We start from the raw sequence: 20493 nt of genomic DNA on the forward strand, positions 1-20493 counted from the left end.
AACTAATAAAATCAATAGTTTGTTTTTGAAATTGTGGTTTTCTTAGTAGAAACCCTTTTTCTTTTTGTCTATAAAAACAAGTTTTAAGACAAGAAAACGAGGCATTAAGGCTAGAAAAGTCGAAGTAATTTAGGAATTGATAGGCTGCATTATGTGTCCTATCATTTTGATTTGTGGTTAATATTCTTATTAATTATATAAGGTTACCAAAGTTGACTTTAATAATTAGTAAGTATTTATAAAATAGCAAGATTAATAACGCTTGATATGAGGGGTGAATGGGTTGATAGGTCAACTAGTTCAGTATGGACGACACCGCCAACGAAGAAGTTATGCTCGTATTAGTGAAGTTTTAGAATTACCAAATCTTATTGAGATTCAAACCTCTTCTTATCAGTGGTTTCTTGATGAGGGTCTTAGGGAGATGTTCCAAGATATTTCCCCAATTGAAGATTTTACAGGTAACCTATCTCTAGAGTTCATTGATTACAGTTTAGGTGAGCCAAAGTATTCTGTAGAAGAGTCAAAGGAGAGAGATGTTACTTATTCAGCGCCACTACGAGTTAAGGTGCGTTTGATCAATAAAGAAACTGGTGAAGTAAAAGATCAAGATGTATTTATGGGTGACTTCCCACTTATGACAGAAACAGGTACATTCGTTATCAATGGTGCAGAACGTGTAATTGTTTCTCAATTGGTTCGTTCACCAAGTGTCTATTTCAGTGGTAAAGTTGATAAGAATGGAAAACGTGGCTTTACAGCAACGGTAATACCAAACCGTGGTGCATGGTTAGAATATGAAACAGATGCGAAGGATGTTGTATACGTTCGTATCGATCGTACTCGAAAATTACCGGTAACGGTTCTTTTGCGCGCGCTTGGGTTTGGCTCTGATCAAGAAATCATCGATTTATTTGGTGAAAACGAATATTTACGAAACACTCTTGAGAAAGACAACACAGAGAGCACAGAAAAAGCATTACTAGAAATATATGAGCGTCTACGTCCGGGAGAACCACCGACAGTAGATAATGCAAAAAGTTTATTAGAATCACGCTTTTTTGATCCGAAGCGTTATGACCTTGCAAGTGTAGGTCGCTATAAGATTAATAAAAAACTTCATATTAAAAACCGTTTGTTTAATCAACGTTTAGCGGAAACACTTGTAGATCCTGAAACAGGTGAAATTATCGTAGAAAAGGATACCCTTCTCGATCGTAGAACGCTAGACCGTGTCATTCCATATTTAGAGAATGGTATAGGTTTCAAGACGCTTCAACCTTCAGGCGGCGTAATTGATGAAGAAACCATCCTTCAATCTATCAAAATTTACGCTCCAAATGACCCGGATGGCGAACAAGTCATTAATGTCATTGGTAATGCCTATATTGAGGAAGGCGTAAAAAACATTACTCAAGCTGATATTCTTTCTTCTATTAGTTATTTCTTTAACCTATTGCATCAAGTTGGAGATACAGATGATATTGACCATTTAGGTAACCGACGTTTACGTTCTGTTGGTGAGCTTCTGCAAAACCAATTCCGTATCGGGTTATCAAGAATGGAACGTGTTGTTCGTGAAAGAATGTCAATTCAAGATACGAATACAATTACTCCACAGCAACTAATCAATATTCGTCCGGTGATTGCGTCTATTAAAGAGTTCTTTGGTAGTTCACAGCTTTCACAGTTCATGGATCAAACAAATCCATTAGCAGAATTAACTCATAAACGAAGACTTTCAGCATTAGGACCTGGTGGACTAACACGAGAACGTGCAGGATTTGAAGTGCGTGACGTTCACTATTCTCACTATGGTCGTATGTGTCCAATTGAAACTCCGGAAGGTCCAAATATCGGACTAATCAACTCATTATCATCCTACGCAAAGGTGAATCGATTTGGATTTATTGAAACACCATATCGAAGAGTTGATCCAGAGACAGGTAAAGTAACAGACCGCATCGATTACTTAACAGCAGACGAAGAGGATAACTATGTTACCGCTCAGGCGAATTCTCTTTTAAGTGATGAAGGTGAATTTTTAGATGAAGATGTAGTTGCTCGTTTCAAGGGTGAAAACACAGTTGTTCACCGTGACCGAATTGACTACATGGACGTATCGCCAAAACAGGTTGTATCTGCAGCAACAGCTTGTATTCCGTTCTTAGAAAATGACGACTCAAACCGTGCGCTAATGGGTGCGAACATGCAACGTCAAGCTGTTCCATTAATGAACCCGGAAGCCCCACTTGTTGGTACAGGTATGGAATATGTGTCCGGTAAGGACTCAGGTGCTGCTGTTATCTGTAAACACCCTGGTATTGTTGAGCGAGTTGAAGCAAAACAAATTTGGGTACGTCGCTACGCAGAAGTAGATGGTCAAAAAGTAAAAGGTGACCTTGATAAATACCGTCTTCTTAAATTTATCCGTTCTAACCAAGGAACATGTTATAACCAACGCCCAATTGTGACTGAAGGGGACGAAGTTGTAAAAGGAGAAATCCTTGCAGATGGTCCTTCAATGGAACAGGGAGAACTAGCGTTAGGACGCAACGTTCTTGTTGGCTTCATGACTTGGGATGGATATAACTATGAAGATGCCATCATAATGAGTGAAAGACTTGTAAAAGATGATGTGTATACTTCCATTCATATTGAAGAATATGAATCAGAATCTCGTGATACAAAATTAGGACCTGAAGAAATCACACGTGATATTCCGAATGTCGGGGAAGATGCATTACGTAATCTTGATGAGCGTGGAATCATCCGAATCGGAGCAGAAGTAAAAGATGGTGATCTACTTGTAGGTAAGGTTACACCTAAAGGGGTAACGGAGCTAACAGCAGAAGAACGACTTTTACATGCTATTTTCGGTGAAAAAGCACGTGAGGTCCGTGATACTTCTCTTCGTGTACCGCATGGTGGAGAAGGGATTATCCTGGATGTGAAAGTATTTAACCGTGAAGACGGAGATGAATTACCACCAGGTGTAAACCAGCTTGTTCGTGTATATATCGTTCAAAAACGTAAAATTCACGAAGGTGATAAGATGGCTGGCCGTCACGGAAACAAAGGGGTAATTTCAAGAATACTTCCTGAAGAGGATATGCCATTCCTTCCAGACGGAACACCTATTGATATCATGTTAAACCCACTAGGGGTACCATCTCGTATGAACATCGGTCAGGTCCTAGAGCTACACTTAGGTATGGCTGCTAGACAGCTTGGCATTCATGTTGCATCACCGGTATTTGACGGAGCAACTGAAGAAGATGTATGGGATACAATTGAAGAGGCTGGTATGTCACGTGACGCAAAAACAGTATTATACGATGGAAGAACAGGTGAACCGTTTGATAATCGTGTATCTGTTGGTGTGATGTACATGATCAAATTGGCGCACATGGTTGATGACAAACTTCATGCTCGTTCAACTGGACCTTATTCTCTTGTTACACAGCAACCACTTGGTGGTAAAGCTCAGTTCGGAGGGCAACGTTTCGGTGAGATGGAAGTTTGGGCGCTTGAAGCCTATGGTGCAGCATATACGCTACAAGAAATTCTGACAGTCAAATCTGACGATGTTGTCGGTCGTGTGAAAACATATGAAGCGATTGTTAAGGGTGAAAATGTACCAGAACCTGGTGTACCTGAATCGTTCAAAGTATTGATCAAAGAACTTCAATCACTAGGATTAGATGTAAAGATGCTTTCCGGTGATGAAGAAGAGATTGAAATGCGTGATTTAGATGATGAAGAAGAAGCAAGTCAAGCAGAGGGTATATCTCTTGATTCTGACCAACAAATTGATTCAGAACTAGAAAAGAACGCAGTTGTAAAAGAATAGTAATGTTAAAGCCTTCGGCGGATGTCACGACTTTTTTCGAGTTTGCTCAAAAAAGTCGTGCGTACCCCAAGGCACATTTGATTGTAAAAGCGAAGGTCAATTAGGGTAATCCTGTAGATCAAAAGGGAGGTAGGCCCCTTGTTAGATGTTAATAATTTTGAATACATGAGCATAGGTCTCGCTTCACCCGATAAAATCCGTTCATGGTCTTTCGGTGAAGTGAAGAAGCCAGAAACAATCAACTATCGTACATTAAAACCAGAAAAAGATGGGTTATTCTGTGAACGAATCTTTGGTCCACAAAAGGACTGGGAATGTCACTGTGGTAAATACAAACGTGTTCGCTACAAAGGTGTCGTCTGTGACCGATGTGGCGTTGAAGTAACCCGTGCAAAAGTTCGTCGTGAACGTATGGGACATATTGAACTTGCTGCACCTGTATCACATATTTGGTACTTTAAAGGAATTCCGAGCAGAATGGGACTTGTCTTAGACATGTCACCACGAGCTCTAGAGGAAGTTATCTACTTCGCATCCTATGTAGTAACCGAAACTGGGGATACTCCTTTAGATAAAAAGCAATTACTTTCCGAAAAGGAATATCGTGCATACCGTGAAAAATATGGGAACACATTCCATGCTGCAATGGGAGCCGAAGCTATCAAAAAGCTTCTTCTCGACATTGATCTAGAAAAAGAAGTCGATGCCCTTAAAGAAGAACTAAAAACTTCTCAAGGACAAAGAAGAACACGTGCAATTAAGCGATTAGAGGTACTAGAGGCATTCCGTAATTCAGGCAATGAGCCTTCATGGATGATCCTTGATGTACTGCCAGTTATTCCGCCTGAACTTCGACCAATGGTTCAGCTTGATGGTGGTCGTTTTGCAACTTCAGACTTAAACGATTTATATCGTCGTGTAATTAACCGTAACAATCGCTTAAAGCGTCTCTTAGATTTAGGGGCTCCAAGCATTATCGTTCAGAATGAAAAACGCATGCTTCAAGAAGCAGTTGATGCGTTGATTGACAATGGTCGTCGCGGAAGACCGGTTACAGGTCCTGGTAATCGTCCATTAAAATCACTTTCACATATGTTAAAAGGTAAACAAGGTCGTTTCCGTCAAAACCTATTGGGTAAGCGTGTTGACTACTCAGGTCGTTCCGTTATCATAGTTGGTCCAAACCTTAAGTTGTATCAATGTGGTTTACCAAGGGAAATGGCATTGGAATTATTTAAACCATTTGTGATGAAAGAACTTGTTGAAAAAGGGCTTGCTCATAATATCAAGAGTGCGAAACGCAAAATTGAACGTGTGCAGCCGGAAGTTTGGGATGTACTTGAATCAGTTATTAAGGAGCATCCGGTTCTCTTAAACCGTGCCCCGACACTGCACCGTTTGGGGATTCAAGCATTCGAACCAACCTTAGTTGAAGGTCGTGCAATTCGTCTTCACCCACTCGTATGTACTGCTTATAACGCAGACTTTGACGGTGACCAAATGGCGGTCCACGTACCACTTTCTTCAGAAGCACAAGCTGAAGCAAGAATACTAATGTTAGCAGCCCAAAACATTCTTAACCCGAAAGATGGAAAACCAGTTGTTACGCCATCACAGGATATGGTATTGGGTAACTATTACCTTACTTTAGAGCGTCCTGGAGCAGTCGGTGAAGGAATGGTCTTCAAAGATACAAACGAAGCTATTCTTGCATACCAAAACGGATATGTACACCTTCATACAAGGGTAGCTGTATATGCTGGGTCATTAAAGAATCCAACATTTACTGATGAACAAAACAATATGTTGCTCATGACAACAGTAGGTAAGTTAATTTTTAACGAAATTCTTCCTAAATCGTTCCCATATATTAATGAACCAACAAAAAGGAACCTAGAAGTGGAAACACCTGGAAAATACTTCATTCCTAAGGGTGCGAATATTAAAGAAGTAATTCAAAATCAAGAACAGATTGATCCGTTTAAGAAGAAAATTCTCGGTAATATTATCGCAGAAGTCTTCAAGCGTTTTAAAATTACAGAAACCTCAAAAATGCTTGACCGCATGAAGGATCTTGGATTTAGGCATTCAACAAAAGCAGGTATTACCGTTGGTGTAGCTGACATTGTTGTATTAGCAGAGAAAGAAGAGATTTTAGCACAAGCTCAAGCGAAGGTTGATAATGTATTAAAACAATTTAGACGTGGTTTAATTACAGAAGATGAGCGATATGACCGTGTTATCTCTATCTGGAGTGCTGCGAAAGATACAATTCAAGGTAAGCTAATGGCTTCACTTGATAAGCGCAATCCTATCTTCATGATGAGTGACTCTGGTGCCCGTGGTAACGCATCTAACTTTACACAGTTAGCAGGTATGCGTGGACTTATGGCGAACCCGGCTGGACGTATTATTGAACTTCCAATTAAATCAAGTTTCCGTGAAGGTTTAACCGTGTTAGAGTACTTTATTTCGACTCACGGTGCACGTAAAGGTCTAGCGGATACTGCCTTAAAAACAGCTGACTCTGGTTACCTAACAAGACGTCTAGTTGACGTTGCTCAAGATGTAATAGTTCGTGAAGACGACTGTGGAACAGATCGCGGCTTACTTGTTAGTGCATTAAAAGAGGGAACAGAAATTATCGAACCACTAGATGAGCGTCTAGATGGTCGTTACGCTAGAAAGAAAGTTGTTCACCCTCAAACAAATGAAGTGTTAGTAGCAGAAAACGAATTAATTACAGAAGACATCGCAAAAATAATTGTTGATGCTGGTGTTGAAGAAGTAACTATTCGTTCTGCGTTTACATGTAATACACGCCATGGCGTATGTAAAAAATGTTATGGACGAAACCTTGCAACAGGAACAGAGGTTGAAGTTGGTGAAGCAGTTGGTATCATCGCTGCCCAATCTATCGGGGAACCTGGAACACAGCTTACAATGCGTACGTTCCACACTGGTGGGGTTGCAGGAGACGACATCACTCAAGGTTTACCTCGTATTCAAGAGCTATTTGAAGCGAGAAATCCGAAAGGTCAAGCCGTTATTACGGAAATCGCTGGTGTGGTAACGTCTATTAATGAAGTAAAAGATAGACAGCAAGAAGTTGTAATCCAAGGTGAAGTAGAATCTCGTTCTTACACTGCACCATACAGCGCTCGTTTGAAAGTTGCTGAAGGCCAAGAGGTTGAGAGTGGTCAGGTATTAACAGAAGGTTCAGTGGATCCGAAGGAATTATTAAAAGTAACAAATACATCTGCTGTTCAAGAGTACCTCTTAAAAGAAGTACAAAAAGTATACCGTATGCAAGGTGTTGAAATCGGTGATAAACACGTCGAAGTAATGGTCCGACAAATGCTTCGTAAAGTTAGAGTCACGGATGCAGGAGATACAGATGTATTACCAGGTTCATTACTTGATATACATCAGTTCACTGATGCAAACACGAAGGTTTTACTAGAAGGTAAAGCACCTGCTACAGGTAGACCGGTACTTCTTGGTATTACAAAAGCGTCACTAGAAACTGATTCATTCCTATCGGCAGCGTCATTCCAAGAGACAACTCGTGTCCTAACAGATGCTGCAATTAAAGGAAAACGTGATGAGTTACTAGGATTAAAAGAGAATGTAATTATTGGTAAGCTAGTTCCTGCTGGTACAGGTATGAATCGCTATCGTCGAGCAGAACCAGTGGTTGTAGAGCAACAGCAAGATCCAATCGGTGTTGAATAAAGGTTAGAAGAGCATATCTAGGATATTGGATGTCTACTACGAGGAAAATAATTTTATTTACTTGTAGTTGACATCCTTCTCTTAGGGTGTTAATATAGCTAAGGTGCTCCTTAAACCTGTTACTTTGGAGGATATATTATATGTCTTATGAAAAAGTATCACAGGCAAAGAAGATTATTATAGGTACAAAGCAAACAGTGAAGGCAATACAAACCGATATGGTAGTAGAAATTGTTGTAGCAGAAGATGCAGATCGGCGCGTAATCAATAAAGTATTACAACTTGCTGAAGAACAACAAATTCCAATATCTAAGGTTGATTCGATGAAGAAGCTAGGAAAAGCTTGCGGAATCGAAGTAGGAGCTTCTACTGTGGCAATTATTAATTAAAAACTGTTTTTGTGGAGAGATAATTCTACAAAGACTTTGTTTTTTGGTAAAAAATGAACCACCTGGATATGTGGTCTTGAAGAAAAGAGAAGGGAGGAAACAAATAATGCCTACAATTAACCAATTAATTCGTAAGGGTCGTGAATCGAAAGTTTCAAATTCAGACTCTCCTGCATTAAATAAAGGTTATAACAGCTTCAAAAAGTCTCAAACTAATACTACTTCACCTCAAAAGCGTGGTGTTTGTACACGTGTTGGTACTATGACACCTAAGAAGCCGAACTCAGCACTTCGTAAGTATGCTCGTGTACGTTTAACAAACGGAATTGAGGTTACTGCTTACATCCCAGGAATTGGTCACAACTTACAAGAGCACAGTGTTGTACTAATTCGTGGTGGACGTGTTAAGGACTTACCAGGGGTACGTTATCACATCGTTCGTGGTGCACTAGACACTGCTGGTGTTAATAACCGGGCGCAAAGTCGTTCTAAATATGGTACAAAGAGACCAAAAGCAGCTAAGAAATAATAGAATAACATAATTAAGACTGAAAGGAGGAAATATCAATGCCTCGTAAAGGACCTGTTGCTAAAAGAGATGTATTACCAGATCCAATTTACAATTCAAAGCTTGTAACTCGTTTAATCAACAAAATGATGGTTGATGGAAAAAGAGGTAAATCTCAAGCAATTTTATATAATGCGTTTGAATTGGTTCAACAACGTTCAGGTAAAGATGCAATGGAAGTGTTTGAACAAGCGCTTAAAAACATCATGCCTGTACTAGAAGTAAAAGCACGTCGTGTAGGTGGTTCAAACTATCAAGTTCCAGTTGAAGTTCGCCCAGACCGTCGTTCTACTTTAGGTTTACGTTGGTTAGTAAACTATGCTCGTCTTCGTGGTGAAAAAACTATGGAGGAGCGTTTAGCTAACGAAATCCTTGATGCAGCTAACAGCACTGGCGCATCAGTTAAGAAACGTGAAGACACACACAAAATGGCAGAAGCAAACAAAGCATTTGCTCACTACCGTTGGTAATAACTTCATTCAGTTTAGTACTGAATGAAGTTATCGCCTACGGCGAATGCCGTAGATTAAATTAGCTCTGTTAAGTAGATTAACAGAGCCATTACTACAATAAAACTTATACTTACTCATAGGAAGGAGAAAGACCCAAATGGCAAGAGAGTTCTCCTTAGAAAAGACTCGTAATATAGGTATCATGGCACACATTGATGCTGGTAAGACAACAACTACTGAACGTATCCTTTATTACACTGGTAAAATTCATAAACTTGGTGAAACTCACGAAGGTGCATCACAAATGGACTGGATGGAGCAAGAGCAAGAGCGTGGTATCACGATTACTTCTGCTGCAACCACTGCGTCTTGGAAGGAACACCGCGTTAACATCATTGACACACCTGGGCACGTAGACTTCACAGTTGAGGTTGAACGTTCACTTCGTGTACTTGATGGTGCTGTAACCGTTCTAGATGCACAGTCCGGAGTTGAGCCGCAAACTGAAACAGTTTGGCGTCAAGCTACAACTTACGGTGTACCACGTGCTGTATTCGTAAACAAAATGGACAAGATTGGTGCTGACTTCTTATATTCGGTTGGTACACTTCATGACCGCTTGCAAGCGAATGCACACCCAATTCAATTACCAATTGGTGCAGAAGATCAATTCAGAGGTATTATTGACCTTGTTGAAATGAATGCAACATTCTATGGTAATGACTTAGGAACTGATGTTGAAGAAGGAGAAATTCCTGAAGAATATCTAGACCAAGCAAATGAATATCGCGAAAAGCTTGTAGAAGCTGTAGCGGAATTAGATGAAGATTTAATGGAAAGATACCTTGGCGGAGAAGAAATCTCTAAAGAGGAATTAAAAGCAGCAATCCGTACAGCAACTCTTAAGGTAGAGTTCTACCCTGTAATGTGCGGAACGGCATTCAAGAACAAAGGTGTTCAAAAAATGCTAGACGCTGTGATCGACTACCTTCCAGCTCCAACAGATGTTGCGTCAATAGCTGGTCATGATGCAGATACAGGGGAAGATGTTGAACGCCATTCAGACGACAGCGAGCCATTCTCTGCACTTGCGTTTAAAGTAATGACTGACCCTTATGTTGGTAAGTTAACATTCTTCCGCGTATATTCAGGTACGTTAAATTCTGGATCATACGTGAAGAACTCAACTAAAGGAAAGCGTGAGCGTATTGGACGTATCCTTCAAATGCATGCGAACCACCGTGAGGAAATCTCAACTGTATATGCTGGTGACATCGCTGCAGCTGTTGGATTAAAAGATACAACAACTGGTGATACATTATGTGATGAAAAGGATAATGTAATTCTTGAATCCATGACATTCCCAGAGCCAGTTATTCAACTTTCTGTTGAGCCTAAATCAAAAGCTGACCAAGACAAAATGGGGACAGCTTTACAAAAGCTACAAGAAGAAGATCCAACATTCAGAGCGCACACTGACCAAGAAACAGGTCAAACGATTATCGCTGGTATGGGTGAGTTACACTTAGACGTACTAGTAGATCGTATGAAGCGTGAATTTAAAGTAGAAGCAAATGTTGGTGCTCCACAAGTTGCGTACCGTGAAACATTCCGTCAATCTGCACAGGTTGAAGGTAAATTCGCACGTCAATCTGGTGGACGCGGACAATACGGACACGTTTGGATCGAATTCTCACCAAACGAAGAAGGAAAAGGCTTCGAATTTGAAAACGGGATTGTTGGTGGGGTAGTTCCTCGTGAATACATCCCTGCAGTACAAGCTGGTCTAGAAGACGCTCTTGATAGAGGGGTTCTAGCAGGTTATCCATTAGTCGACATCAAAGCTAGACTTTATGATGGTTCTTACCATGATGTTGACTCAAGTGAAATGGCGTTTAAAATTGCTGCATCTATGGCACTTAAGAACGCTGCATCAAAATGTCAACCAGTTATCCTTGAGCCTGTAATGAAGGTTGAAGTTGTTATTCCTGAAGAATACATGGGTGACATTATGGGTGGTATCACATCTCGTCGTGGACGCGTTGAAGGTATGGAAGCTCGCGGTAATGCACAAGTAGTACGTGCGATGGTTCCACTATCTGAAATGTTTGGTTATGCTACTTCTTTACGTTCTAACACTCAAGGTCGTGGAGTATTCACAATGCACTTCGATCACTACGAAGAAGTACCAAAATCAATTTCTGAAGAAATTATCAAAAAAAATAAAGGTGAATAATTGATTTTCATCTTTACATCAAGTATAACTACTTATGTAGGCCTTGAAAGTGGGGACAACCCCACTTTCGGGATATCATACTTAAAAACTATAAAATAACAAATACTTAAGGAGGCTTTTCAAATGGGAAAAGAGAAATTTGACCGTTCGAAACCACATGCTAATATTGGTACAATTGGACACGTTGACCATGGTAAAACTACTTTAACAGCTGCTATCACTACTGTTCTTGCTAAAAGAAGCGGAAAAGGTGCGGCAATGGGTTATGACCAAATTGATGGTGCGCCTGAAGAGCGTGAACGTGGAATCACAATCTCAACTTCACACGTTGAGTACGAAACTGAAAACCGTCACTATGCACACGTTGACTGCCCAGGACACGCTGACTACGTTAAGAACATGATCACTGGTGCTGCTCAAATGGACGGCGGTATCTTAGTAGTATCTGCTGCTGACGGCCCAATGCCACAAACTCGTGAGCACATCCTTCTATCTCGTCAAGTAGGTGTTCCTTACCTTGTTGTATTCATGAACAAATGTGACATGGTAGATGACGAAGAATTATTAGAATTAGTAGAAATGGAAGTTCGTGACCTTCTTTCTGAATACGAATTCCCTGGTGACGATGTACCAGTAATCAAAGGTTCTGCTCTTAAAGCTCTAGAAGGTGAAGCTGAGTGGGAAGAAAAAGTTCTTGAATTAATGGCTGCTGTTGATGAGTATGTTCCAACTCCACAACGTGACACTGAAAAGCCATTCATGATGCCAGTTGAGGACGTATTCTCAATCACTGGTCGTGGTACTGTTGCTACAGGTCGTGTTGAGCGTGGACAAGTTAAAGTCGGTGAAGTTGTAGAAATCATCGGATTAACTGAAGAACCTAAAACAACTACTGTAACAGGTGTTGAAATGTTCCGTAAGCTTCTTGACTTTGCTGAAGCTGGTGACAACATTGGTGCACTACTTCGTGGTGTTTCTCGTGATGACATCCAACGTGGTCAAGTACTTGCTAAGCCAGGTACTATTAAGCCACACACAAAGTTCAAAGCAGAAGTTTATGTATTATCAAAAGAAGAAGGTGGACGTCACACTCCATTCTTCTCAAACTACCGCCCACAGTTCTACTTCCGTACAACTGATGTAACTGGAATTTGTAACCTTCCAGAAGGCGTAGAAATGGTAATGCCTGGTGACAACATCGAAATGACTGTTGAACTAATCGCTTCAGTTGCAATCGAAGAAGGAACTAAGTTCTCAATTCGTGAAGGTGGACGTACAGTAGGCGCTGGAGTAGTTGCTACAATCACTGAGTAATAACAATATGTTTTCAAAAGCAGGCGGATGATCCGCCTGCTTTTTTATGCAGTATCTTCTATATAATATAGAAGTGATGAAATAATAGGTGAAAATTCATTTCCAAAATCTAACGCAAAAATATATCGGGACTTTTGTTGAATTCTCCAATCATGGTGTGTATAATTGGAAAAGTGCGAAAGACGTGCATAAAACGAAGAATTATGTTGCATTTCGTATTTGTTTTCTATATAATAGACAATGTTGGTCTTTGACTGCGATGATGTGGAAGGTTGCTGATACACCCGGCCGCTTTGCCATGGCGAGTGTAAGGAAATTTCCACGGAGAAGGTCTATTTTAAAAAGTAGGCGAAAAAGGAGGGAAAATAATGGCAAAACAAAAAATTCGTATTCGTTTAAAGGCGTATGATCACAGAATTCTTGATCAATCTGCAGAGAAAATCGTTGAGACAGCAAAACGTTCTGGTGCGGCAGTTTCTGGTCCGATTCCACTTCCAACTGAAAAGTCTGTTTATACGATTCTTCGTGCTGTTCATAAGTATAAAGATTCTCGTGAACAATTCGAAATGCGTACACACAAACGCTTAATCGACATCATTAACCCAACACCACAAACTGTTGATTCATTAATGCGTTTAGATTTACCATCTGGTGTTGACATTGAAATCAAACTTTAATTTTAAATGAAATAAATCGTAAATATTATAGGAGGTGTGACTAATGACCAAAGGAATCTTAGGAAGAAAAATTGGTATGACTCAAGTATTCGTAGGTAACGGTGAGCTTATCCCTGTAACTGTAATCGAAGCTGGTGCAAACGTAGTTCTTCAAAAGAAATCAGTTGAGACTGATGGATATGAAGCTGTTCAAATCGGTTTCGAAGATAAGAGAGAAAAGCTTTCAAACAAACCTGAAAAGGGTCATGCATCAAAAGCAAACACTGCACCTAAGCGCTTCGTTCGCGAATTACGCGGAGTTAACTTAGATGAGTTTGAAGTTGGTCAGGAAGTCAAAGTTGATATCTTCGCTGAAGGAGATATTGTAGATGTAACAGGAATTTCAAAAGGTAAAGGATTCCAAGGGGCAATTAAAAGACATAACCAATCTCGTGGACCTATGTCTCACGGTTCTCGTTATCACCGTCGTCCTGGTTCAATGGGACCTGTAGCTCCAAACCGTGTATTTAAAAACAAACTTCTACCTGGTCGTATGGGTGGAGACCGTATCACAGTACAAAACTTAGAAATCGTAAAAGTAGATACAGAGCGTAATCTTCTTCTAGTAAAAGGTAATGTACCTGGTGCGAGAAAATCCGTTGTTACAGTAAAGAGTGCTGTAAAAGTAAAATAATTTTACAGAAAGGAGGACATTTGAATGCCTAAAGTATCATTGTATAACCAAACTGGTTCAGCTGTTGGAGAAATCGAATTAAACGATTCTGTATTCGGTGTTGAACCAAATCAACAAGTTTTATTCGATGCAGTAATCATGCAAAGAGCTTCCTTACGTCAAGGAACTCACAAAACAAAGATTCGATCCGAAGTAGCAGGCGGAGGACGTAAACCATGGCGTCAAAAGGGTACAGGTCGTGCTCGTCAAGGTTCAATTCGTTCACCACAATGGCGTGGCGGTGGAACAGTATTTGGTCCAACTCCAAGAAGCTACAGCTACAAATTACCTAAAAAAGTACGCCGTTTAGCAATCAAATCAGCATTATCTACAAAGGTTTTGGAGGAAAATATTTTAGTATTAGACAATCTAGTATTAGAAACTCCTAAAACAAAAGACATGGTTGCGGTACTGAAAGGATTAAACGTAGAACGCAAGGCGTTAATCGTTACTGCAGACGTAAATGAAGCAGTAGAACTTTCAGCACGTAATATCCCTGGAGTAACAGTTGTTGCTGCAAATGGAGTAAGTGTTCTTGATGTTCTTAACCATGATAAGCTAGTGATTACTAAAGCTGCGGTGGAAAAAGTAGAGGAGGTGCTCGCATAATGAAAGATCCTCGTGATATTATTAAGAGCCCTGTTATTACTGAACGTTCATCAGACTTAATGGCTGAGAAAAAATACACATTTGATGTAGACGTTAAATCTAACAAAACTGAAGTTAAAGATGCTATTGAGCAAATTTTCGGTGTGAAGGTTGAAAAAGTTAACATCATGAACTACAAAGGTAAGTTCAAGCGTGTAGGACGTTACAGTGGATATACAAATCGTCGCAGAAAAGCAATCGTTAAACTAACTGAAGACAGCAAAGAAATCGAATTCTTTGAAGTATAATTTTATAGAGAAGGAGGGAAATAGAGATGGCGATTAAACATTACAAACCAACCTCTAATGGTCGTCGTGGAATGACAACTTTAGATTTTGCTGACATTACTACTGACAAACCAGAAAAATCATTACTTGCGCCTTTGCACAGAAAAGGTGGTCGTAATAACCAAGGTAAAATAACTGTACGTCATCAAGCTGGCGGACATAAGCGTCAATACCGTATCATTGACTTTAAACGTGATAAAGATGGTATACCAGGACGCGTTGCTACAGTTGAGTATGATCCAAACCGCTCAGCAAACATTGCTTTAATTAACTATGCGGATGGAGAAAAACGTTACATTCTTGCTCCAAAAAACCTAAAAGTAGGTATGGAGGTAGTTTCAGGTCCTGAAGCTGACATTAAAGTAGGTAACGCACTTCCATTAGTAAATATTCCAGTAGGTACAGTCGTACACAACATCGAATTAAAGCCTGGTAAAGGTGGTCAATTAATTCGTTCTGCTGGTACTTCTGCACAAGTGCTTGGTAAAGAAGGAAAATATGTTCTTGTTCGTTTAAATTCAGGTGAAGTTCGCATGATTCTTGGTACTTGCCGTGCAACTGTAGGTCAAGTAGGTAACGAACAACATGAACTAGTTAACATTGGTAAAGCTGGTCGTTCACGTTGGTTAGGTATACGCCCAACTGTTCGTGGATCTGTAATGAACCCTAACGATCACCCGCACGGTGGTGGTGAAGGTAAAGCACCTATCGGACGTAAGTCTCCAATGACTCCATGGGGTAAACCAACTCTTGGTGCAAAAACTCGTAAGAAAAAGAACAAATCAGATAAATTCATCGTACGTCGTCGTAAAAAATAACGGGATTGTGCTACGGTTCGTTGGAACCGTAGGTCAATCACGAAGGGAGGTTCACTTATGGGACGCAGTTTGAAAAAAGGACCTTTTGTAGATGATCACTTATTGAAAAAGGTTGAAAATCAAAACGAATCTGAAAAGAAACAAGTTATTAAAACTTGGTCACGTCGTTCAACGATTTTCCCTCAATTCATTGGTAATACAATCGCGGTATATGATGGTCGTAAACATGTACCAGTCTACGTTACTGAAGATATGGTAGGTCATAAACTTGGTGAATTCGCACCAACTCGTACTTACAAAGGCCACGCAAGTGACGATAAGAAAACAAGACGTTAATGAGAGGAGGATTATCTATGCAAGCTAAAGCTGTTGCGAGAACAGTTCGTATTGCTCCTCGTAAAGTTCGTTTAGTCGCAGATCTAATTCGAGGCAAGCAAGTAGGTGAAGCAATCGCAATCCTACGTCATACACCAAAAGCTGCTTCTCCTATTGTAGAAAAGGTATTAAATTCTGCGGTTGCGAATGCAGAGCATAACTACGAAATGGACGTTAATAACCTAGTTATTACAGAAGCATATGTAAATGAAGGTCCAACATTAAAAAGATTCCGTCCAAGAGCTATGGGACGTGCAAGTCAAATTAATAAACGCACTAGCCACATCACAATCGTGGTATCAGAAAAGAAGGAGGGATAAGTAGTGGGTCAAAAAGTTAATCCTATTGGAATGCGTGTCGGCATCATCCGTGACTGGGAGTCAAAATGGTACGCAGGCAAAGATTATGCAGATTTATTACACGAAGACCTTAAAGTACGCGAATATATCGCAAAACGTTTAAGTGATGCTTCTGTCTCTAAAATTGAAATCGAACGTGCAGCTAACCGTATTAACGTTACTGTCCATACTGCTAAACCAGGTATGGTAATTGGTAAAGGTGGTACAGAAGTTGAAGCACTTCGTAAAGCATTAAACCAATTAACAGGTAAGAGAGTACACATCAACATCCTTGAAATTAAAAGGGCTGACCTTGATGCAACTCTAGTAGCTGAAAACATTGCGCGTCAATTAGAAAACCGTGTTTCTTTCCGTCGTGCACAGAAACAAGCAATTCAACGTACTATGCGTGCGGGTGCTCAAGGTATCAAAACTCAAACGTCTGGTCGTCTAGGCGGAGCTGATATCGCTCGTGCAGAACACTATAGTGAAGGAACAGTTCCACTTCACACTCTTCGTGCAGACATCGATTACGGTACTGCTGAAGCTGACACAACTTATGGAAAAATCGGTGTGAAAGTATGGATCTATCGTGGAGAGATCCTTCCTACGAAGAAGAAAACTGAGGAAGGAGGAAAATAATATGTTATTACCAAAACGTGTGAAATACCGCAGAGAACACCGTGGAAAAATGCGTGGTCAAGCAAAAGGTGGTACTGAAGTACACTTTGGTGAGTACGGTTTACAAGCACAAGAAGCATCTTGGATCACAAACCGTCAAATCGAAGCTGCTCGTATCGCAATGACACGTTATATGAAACGTGGCGGTAAAGTTTGGATTAAAATTTTCCCATCTAAGCCATATACATCTAAACCTCTAGAGGTACGTATGGGTTCCGGTAAAGGTGCTCCTGAAGGATGGGTAGCAGTTGTTAAACCTGGAAAAGTATTATTTGAAATTGCTGGTGTATCTGAAGAGATCGCTCGTGAAGCGTTACGCCTAGCATCTCACAAACTACCAGTTAAAACTAAGTTCGTAAAACGTGAAGAAATTGGTGGTGAATCAAATGAAAGCTAATGAAATCCGTGACCTTACCACTGCCGAAATTGAACAAAAAGTAAAATCATTAAAAGAAGAGTTATTTAACCTTCGCTTTCAACTAGCTACTGGTCAACTTGAGAATACTGCACGTATTCGTGAAGTTCGTAAATCGATCGCTCGTATGAAAACAGTAGTCCGCGAAAGAGAAATCGGTCGTAAATAATCGATAACCAGGAAGGAGGTCTACGATAGTGAGTGAACGTAACCAACGCAAGGTCTACACTGGACGTGTTGTATCTGACAAAATGGATAAAACAGTAACTGTTCTTGTAGAAACTTATAAAAAGCATTCTCTTTACGGTAAACGCGTAAAGTATTCAAAGAAATTTAAGGCACATGATGAAAACAATGTTGCAAAAACTGGCGATGTCGTTAAAATCATGGAGACTCGCCCATTATCTGCTACAAAACGCTTCCGTCTTGTTGAAGTAGTAGAAAAAGCAGTTATTATCTAATTATATTTTGTTCGGATCAATCAATAATCCGAAGGGAGGTTTCATGAATGATTCAACAAGAAACTCGTTTGAAAGTTGCTGACAACTCAGGAGCACGTGAGGTACTAACTATTAAAGTATTAGGTGGTTCTGGTCGTAAAACAGCTAATATTGGTGATGTTATTGTAGTTACAGTAAAACAAGCAACACCAGGTGGCGTTGTTAAAAAAGGTGACGTAGTTAAAGCTGTTATTGTACGTACGAAGCGTGGTGTACGTCGTAATGACGGAACATACATCCGTTTTGATGAAAATGCTTGTGTTATTATCCGTGACGACAAGAGTCCACGTGGAACTCGTATCTTCGGTCCAGTTGCACGTGAATTACGTGATAGTAACTTTATGAAAATTGTTTCACTAGCTCCAGAAGTATTATAATTCGAAATCGATTGGCCTTTAAGGAGGTGCGAAATAGATGCATGTAAAAAAGGGTGACAAGGTACAGGTTATTTCGGGGAAAGATAAAGGTAAACAAGGTGTGATCCTTGAGAGCTATCCAAAGAAAGACCGTGTTCTTGTAGAAGGCGTTAATATCGTAAAAAAACACTCAAAACCGTCTCAAGCGAATCCACAAGGTGGTATCATTAGTCAAGAGGCACCTATTCATGTATCAAATGTAATGCCGTTAGATCCTAAATCTAGTACTCCAACTCGTGTTGGTTACAAAGTAGTTAATGGCAAAAAGGTACGTGTAGCAAAAAAATCTGGTGAAGTTTTAGATAAATAGTAAATATAGAAAGGAGGTACTTACATGAGCCGCCTAAAAGAAAAGTTTCAAAAAGAAATTACACCTGCTCTAGTGAGCAAGTTTAACTATAAGTCTGTTATGCAGGTTCCGAAAGTAGATAAAATCGTAATCAACATGGGTGTTGGTGACGCAGTTCAAAACTCTAAAGTATTAGATAATGCAGTAGAGGAATTAGCTGCTCTTAGTGGTCAAAAACCAGTTGTAACTAAAGCTAAAAATTCTATCGCAGGTTTCCGTCTTCGTGAAGGAATGCCTATCGGTGCGAAAGTTACACTACGCGGTGAGCGTATGTACGAATTCTTAGATAAGCTTGTTTCTATCTCACTACCACGTGTGCGTGACTTCCGTGGTGTATCAAAGAAATCATTTGATGGTCGTGGGAACTACACTTTAGGTGTAAAAGAACAATTAATATTCCCTGAAATTGATTACGATAAAGTAAGTAAAGTTCGTGGTATGGATATCGTTATCGTAACTACTGCAAATACTGACGAAGAAGCTCGTGAGTTATTAACAGCATTCGGTATGCCGTTCCAAAAGTAAAGGAGGCGAAAACGTGGCTAAAAAATCAATGATTGCGAAACAAAAACGCACACAGAAATTTAAAGTACAAGAGTACACTCGTTGCGAACGTTGCGGCCGTCCACACTCTGTATTACGTAAATTTAAATTATGCCGTATTTGTTTCCGTGAACTAGCTTATAAGGGTCAAATTCCTGGTGTAAAAAAAGCAAGTTGGTAAACCCCGAATTGGGAAGGAGGTAAAAATACTATGGTGATGACAGATCCAATTGCAGATATGCTTACTCGCATCCGTAATGCGAACATGGTTCGTCATGAGAAACTTGAAATCCCTGCATCAAACATCAAAAGGGAAATCGCTGAAATCTTAAAGCGTGAAGGTTTCGTTCGTGACGTTGAATATATTGAGGATGACAAACAAGGTATTATCCGTATGTTCTTAAAATACGGTGCAAACAATGAGCGCGTTATTACTGGACTAAAGCGTATTAGTAAGCCTGGTCTACGTGTTTATGCAAAATCTAACGAAGTACCACGTGTGTTAAACGGTTTAGGAATCGCGATCGTTTCAACTTCACAAGGTGTGTTAACTGATAAAGAAGCTCGTCAAAAGCAAGCTGGCGGAGAAATATTAGCTTACGTTTGGTAAAGCTCTACAAGAATGGAGGTGTAGTACATGTCACGTATTGGTAAAAAACCAATCGAAATACCATCCGGTGTTACTGTATCATTCAACGGTAATACTGTTACTGTAAAAGGACCAAAAGGCGAATTAACTCGTACTTTCCATCCTGATATGCAAATCAATGTTGAAGACAACGTGATCAGCGTTGCTCGTCCAACTGAAAATAAAGAACACCGTGCTCTTCACGGTACAACACGTAGTCTTCTTGGAAACATGGTCGAAGGTGTATCCAAAGGCTTTGAAAGAGGCTTAGAGCTAATCGGGGTCGGATACCGTGCTCAAAAAGCTGGAAACAAACTTGTATTAAACGTTGGATATTCTCATCCAGTAGAAATCGTACCAGAGTCTGGCGTTGAAATCGATGTACCATCTAACACTAAGATCATTGTTAAAGGTATCGACAAAGAACGTGTTGGAGCGTTAGCTGCTAATATTCGTGGTGTACGTCCGCCTGAGCCTTATAAAGGAAAAGGTATTCGCTACGAAGGTGAATTTGTTCGTCGTAAGGAAGGTAAAACTGCGAAGTAAGCCTTTTTAGGTA

The 20493-nt window shown here is 40.1% G+C and carries 24 protein-coding genes; all 24 read left to right on the plus strand.

The window, feature by feature from the left end; translation table 11 throughout:
- The first annotated feature begins 283 nt into the window (after positions 1 to 283).
- The 24 genes from rpoB to rplF all read left to right on the plus strand — a co-directional run bounded on the left by rpoB (position 284) and on the right by rplF (position 20480).
- The gene (gene rpoB, locus V7147_RS14525; protein WP_335368563.1) at positions 284 to 3853 is read left to right on the plus strand and encodes a DNA-directed RNA polymerase subunit beta; all 3570 of its coding nucleotides are present in this window, start codon (positions 284 to 286) and stop codon (positions 3851 to 3853) included.
- Between the two features lie 138 nt (positions 3854 to 3991).
- Complete coding sequence (rpoC, locus tag V7147_RS14530) at positions 3992 to 7588, plus strand: DNA-directed RNA polymerase subunit beta' (protein WP_335368564.1); 3597 nt, start codon at positions 3992 to 3994, stop codon at positions 7586 to 7588.
- 140 nt (positions 7589 to 7728) lie between these two features.
- Positions 7729 to 7977 carry a 50S ribosomal protein L7ae-like protein gene (locus V7147_RS14535; protein WP_335368565.1) on the plus strand — a complete coding sequence of 83 codons (249 nt, stop codon included), beginning with the start codon at positions 7729 to 7731 and terminating at the stop codon, positions 7975 to 7977.
- A gap of 106 nt (positions 7978 to 8083) precedes the next feature.
- Positions 8084 to 8506 (plus strand): 30S ribosomal protein S12, encoded by a 423-nt coding sequence (gene rpsL, locus V7147_RS14540; RefSeq protein WP_335368566.1) that lies wholly within the window; start codon positions 8084 to 8086, stop codon positions 8504 to 8506.
- A gap of 38 nt (positions 8507 to 8544) precedes the next feature.
- The gene (gene rpsG / locus V7147_RS14545) at positions 8545 to 9015 is read left to right on the plus strand and encodes a 30S ribosomal protein S7 (RefSeq protein WP_335368567.1); all 471 of its coding nucleotides are present in this window, start codon (positions 8545 to 8547) and stop codon (positions 9013 to 9015) included.
- A 139-nt stretch (positions 9016 to 9154) separates the two neighbouring features.
- Positions 9155 to 11233 (plus strand): elongation factor G, encoded by a 2079-nt coding sequence (gene fusA, locus V7147_RS14550; protein ID WP_335368568.1) that lies wholly within the window; start codon positions 9155 to 9157, stop codon positions 11231 to 11233.
- Between the two features lie 123 nt (positions 11234 to 11356).
- Entirely contained in the window at positions 11357 to 12547 is a 1191-nt protein-coding gene (gene tuf, locus V7147_RS14555; RefSeq protein ID WP_335368569.1) for an elongation factor Tu, read from the plus strand.
- A 368-nt stretch (positions 12548 to 12915) separates the two neighbouring features.
- Positions 12916 to 13224: a 30S ribosomal protein S10 gene (rpsJ, locus tag V7147_RS14560; protein ID WP_003348621.1), complete on the plus strand. Its 309-nt coding sequence runs from the start codon at positions 12916 to 12918 to the stop codon at positions 13222 to 13224.
- 43 nt (positions 13225 to 13267) lie between these two features.
- Positions 13268 to 13897, plus strand: coding sequence for a 50S ribosomal protein L3 (gene rplC / locus V7147_RS14565; protein ID WP_335368570.1), 630 nt, complete (start codon positions 13268 to 13270; stop codon positions 13895 to 13897).
- 24 nt (positions 13898 to 13921) lie between these two features.
- Entirely contained in the window at positions 13922 to 14545 is a 624-nt protein-coding gene (gene rplD, locus V7147_RS14570; RefSeq protein ID WP_335368571.1) for a 50S ribosomal protein L4, read from the plus strand.
- Entirely contained in the window at positions 14545 to 14832 is a 288-nt protein-coding gene (rplW, locus tag V7147_RS14575; RefSeq protein ID WP_136379912.1) for a 50S ribosomal protein L23, read from the plus strand. The genes rplD and rplW overlap by 1 nt, the downstream gene beginning before the upstream one ends.
- A 26-nt stretch (positions 14833 to 14858) precedes the next feature.
- Positions 14859 to 15689, plus strand: coding sequence for a 50S ribosomal protein L2 (gene rplB, locus V7147_RS14580; RefSeq protein ID WP_335368572.1), 831 nt, complete (start codon positions 14859 to 14861; stop codon positions 15687 to 15689).
- A 57-nt stretch (positions 15690 to 15746) separates the two neighbouring features.
- Complete coding sequence (rpsS, locus tag V7147_RS14585) at positions 15747 to 16025, plus strand: 30S ribosomal protein S19 (RefSeq protein ID WP_335368573.1); 279 nt, start codon at positions 15747 to 15749, stop codon at positions 16023 to 16025.
- 17 nt (positions 16026 to 16042) lie between these two features.
- Positions 16043 to 16384 (plus strand): 50S ribosomal protein L22, encoded by a 342-nt coding sequence (gene rplV, locus V7147_RS14590; protein ID WP_335368574.1) that lies wholly within the window; start codon positions 16043 to 16045, stop codon positions 16382 to 16384.
- 3 nt (positions 16385 to 16387) lie between these two features.
- Positions 16388 to 17044, plus strand: a complete 657-nt coding sequence (gene rpsC / locus V7147_RS14595) for a 30S ribosomal protein S3 (protein ID WP_335368575.1) — start codon at positions 16388 to 16390, stop codon at positions 17042 to 17044.
- 1 nt (position 17045) lies between these two features.
- The gene (rplP, locus tag V7147_RS14600; protein WP_335368576.1) at positions 17046 to 17480 is read left to right on the plus strand and encodes a 50S ribosomal protein L16; all 435 of its coding nucleotides are present in this window, start codon (positions 17046 to 17048) and stop codon (positions 17478 to 17480) included.
- Entirely contained in the window at positions 17470 to 17667 is a 198-nt protein-coding gene (rpmC, locus tag V7147_RS14605; protein WP_010285065.1) for a 50S ribosomal protein L29, read from the plus strand. The genes rplP and rpmC overlap by 11 nt, the downstream gene beginning before the upstream one ends.
- A gap of 28 nt (positions 17668 to 17695) precedes the next feature.
- Positions 17696 to 17959, plus strand: a complete 264-nt coding sequence (gene rpsQ, locus V7147_RS14610; protein ID WP_077620222.1) for a 30S ribosomal protein S17 — start codon at positions 17696 to 17698, stop codon at positions 17957 to 17959.
- Between the two features lie 47 nt (positions 17960 to 18006).
- Positions 18007 to 18375, plus strand: coding sequence for a 50S ribosomal protein L14 (rplN, locus tag V7147_RS14615; protein ID WP_335368577.1), 369 nt, complete (start codon positions 18007 to 18009; stop codon positions 18373 to 18375).
- 37 nt (positions 18376 to 18412) lie between these two features.
- Positions 18413 to 18724 carry a 50S ribosomal protein L24 gene (gene rplX, locus V7147_RS14620; RefSeq protein WP_335368578.1) on the plus strand — a complete coding sequence of 104 codons (312 nt, stop codon included), beginning with the start codon at positions 18413 to 18415 and terminating at the stop codon, positions 18722 to 18724.
- 24 nt (positions 18725 to 18748) lie between these two features.
- Complete coding sequence (gene rplE / locus V7147_RS14625; protein ID WP_335368579.1) at positions 18749 to 19288, plus strand: 50S ribosomal protein L5; 540 nt, start codon at positions 18749 to 18751, stop codon at positions 19286 to 19288.
- A 13-nt stretch (positions 19289 to 19301) separates the two neighbouring features.
- Positions 19302 to 19487: a 30S ribosomal protein S14 gene (rpsN, locus tag V7147_RS14630; protein WP_010285078.1), complete on the plus strand. Its 186-nt coding sequence runs from the start codon at positions 19302 to 19304 to the stop codon at positions 19485 to 19487.
- A 30-nt stretch (positions 19488 to 19517) separates the two neighbouring features.
- Entirely contained in the window at positions 19518 to 19916 is a 399-nt protein-coding gene (gene rpsH, locus V7147_RS14635) for a 30S ribosomal protein S8 (protein WP_058000137.1), read from the plus strand.
- A gap of 27 nt (positions 19917 to 19943) precedes the next feature.
- The gene (gene rplF, locus V7147_RS14640) at positions 19944 to 20480 is read left to right on the plus strand and encodes a 50S ribosomal protein L6 (RefSeq protein ID WP_335368580.1); all 537 of its coding nucleotides are present in this window, start codon (positions 19944 to 19946) and stop codon (positions 20478 to 20480) included.
- Positions 20481 to 20493: the final 13 nt, after the last annotated feature.

The sequence above is a fragment of the Bacillus sp. JJ1521 genome, from assembly GCF_036965165.1.
Classification (GTDB): domain Bacteria; phylum Bacillota; class Bacilli; order Bacillales; family Bacillaceae_L; genus Ferdinandcohnia.

Coding starts and splice junctions, on each gene's coding strand:
- V7147_RS14535 (WP_335368565.1), top strand. CDS start 7,729: ATGTCTTATGAAAAAGTATCACAGGCAAAGAAGATTATTATAGGTACA.
- rpsL (WP_335368566.1), top strand. CDS start 8,084: ATGCCTACAATTAACCAATTAATTCGTAAGGGTCGTGAATCGAAAGTT.
- rpsG (WP_335368567.1), top strand. CDS start 8,545: ATGCCTCGTAAAGGACCTGTTGCTAAAAGAGATGTATTACCAGATCCA.
- fusA (WP_335368568.1), top strand. CDS start 9,155: ATGGCAAGAGAGTTCTCCTTAGAAAAGACTCGTAATATAGGTATCATG.
- tuf (WP_335368569.1), top strand. CDS start 11,357: ATGGGAAAAGAGAAATTTGACCGTTCGAAACCACATGCTAATATTGGT.
- rpsJ (WP_003348621.1), top strand. CDS start 12,916: ATGGCAAAACAAAAAATTCGTATTCGTTTAAAGGCGTATGATCACAGA.
- rplC (WP_335368570.1), top strand. CDS start 13,268: ATGACCAAAGGAATCTTAGGAAGAAAAATTGGTATGACTCAAGTATTC.
- rplD (WP_335368571.1), top strand. CDS start 13,922: ATGCCTAAAGTATCATTGTATAACCAAACTGGTTCAGCTGTTGGAGAA.
- rplW (WP_136379912.1), top strand. CDS start 14,545: ATGAAAGATCCTCGTGATATTATTAAGAGCCCTGTTATTACTGAACGT.
- rplB (WP_335368572.1), top strand. CDS start 14,859: ATGGCGATTAAACATTACAAACCAACCTCTAATGGTCGTCGTGGAATG.
- rpsS (WP_335368573.1), top strand. CDS start 15,747: ATGGGACGCAGTTTGAAAAAAGGACCTTTTGTAGATGATCACTTATTG.
- rplV (WP_335368574.1), top strand. CDS start 16,043: ATGCAAGCTAAAGCTGTTGCGAGAACAGTTCGTATTGCTCCTCGTAAA.
- rplP (WP_335368576.1), top strand. CDS start 17,046: ATGTTATTACCAAAACGTGTGAAATACCGCAGAGAACACCGTGGAAAA.
- rpmC (WP_010285065.1), top strand. CDS start 17,470: ATGAAAGCTAATGAAATCCGTGACCTTACCACTGCCGAAATTGAACAA.
- rplN (WP_335368577.1), top strand. CDS start 18,007: ATGATTCAACAAGAAACTCGTTTGAAAGTTGCTGACAACTCAGGAGCA.
- rplX (WP_335368578.1), top strand. CDS start 18,413: ATGCATGTAAAAAAGGGTGACAAGGTACAGGTTATTTCGGGGAAAGAT.
- rplE (WP_335368579.1), top strand. CDS start 18,749: ATGAGCCGCCTAAAAGAAAAGTTTCAAAAAGAAATTACACCTGCTCTA.
- rpsH (WP_058000137.1), top strand. CDS start 19,518: ATGGTGATGACAGATCCAATTGCAGATATGCTTACTCGCATCCGTAAT.
- rplF (WP_335368580.1), top strand. CDS start 19,944: ATGTCACGTATTGGTAAAAAACCAATCGAAATACCATCCGGTGTTACT.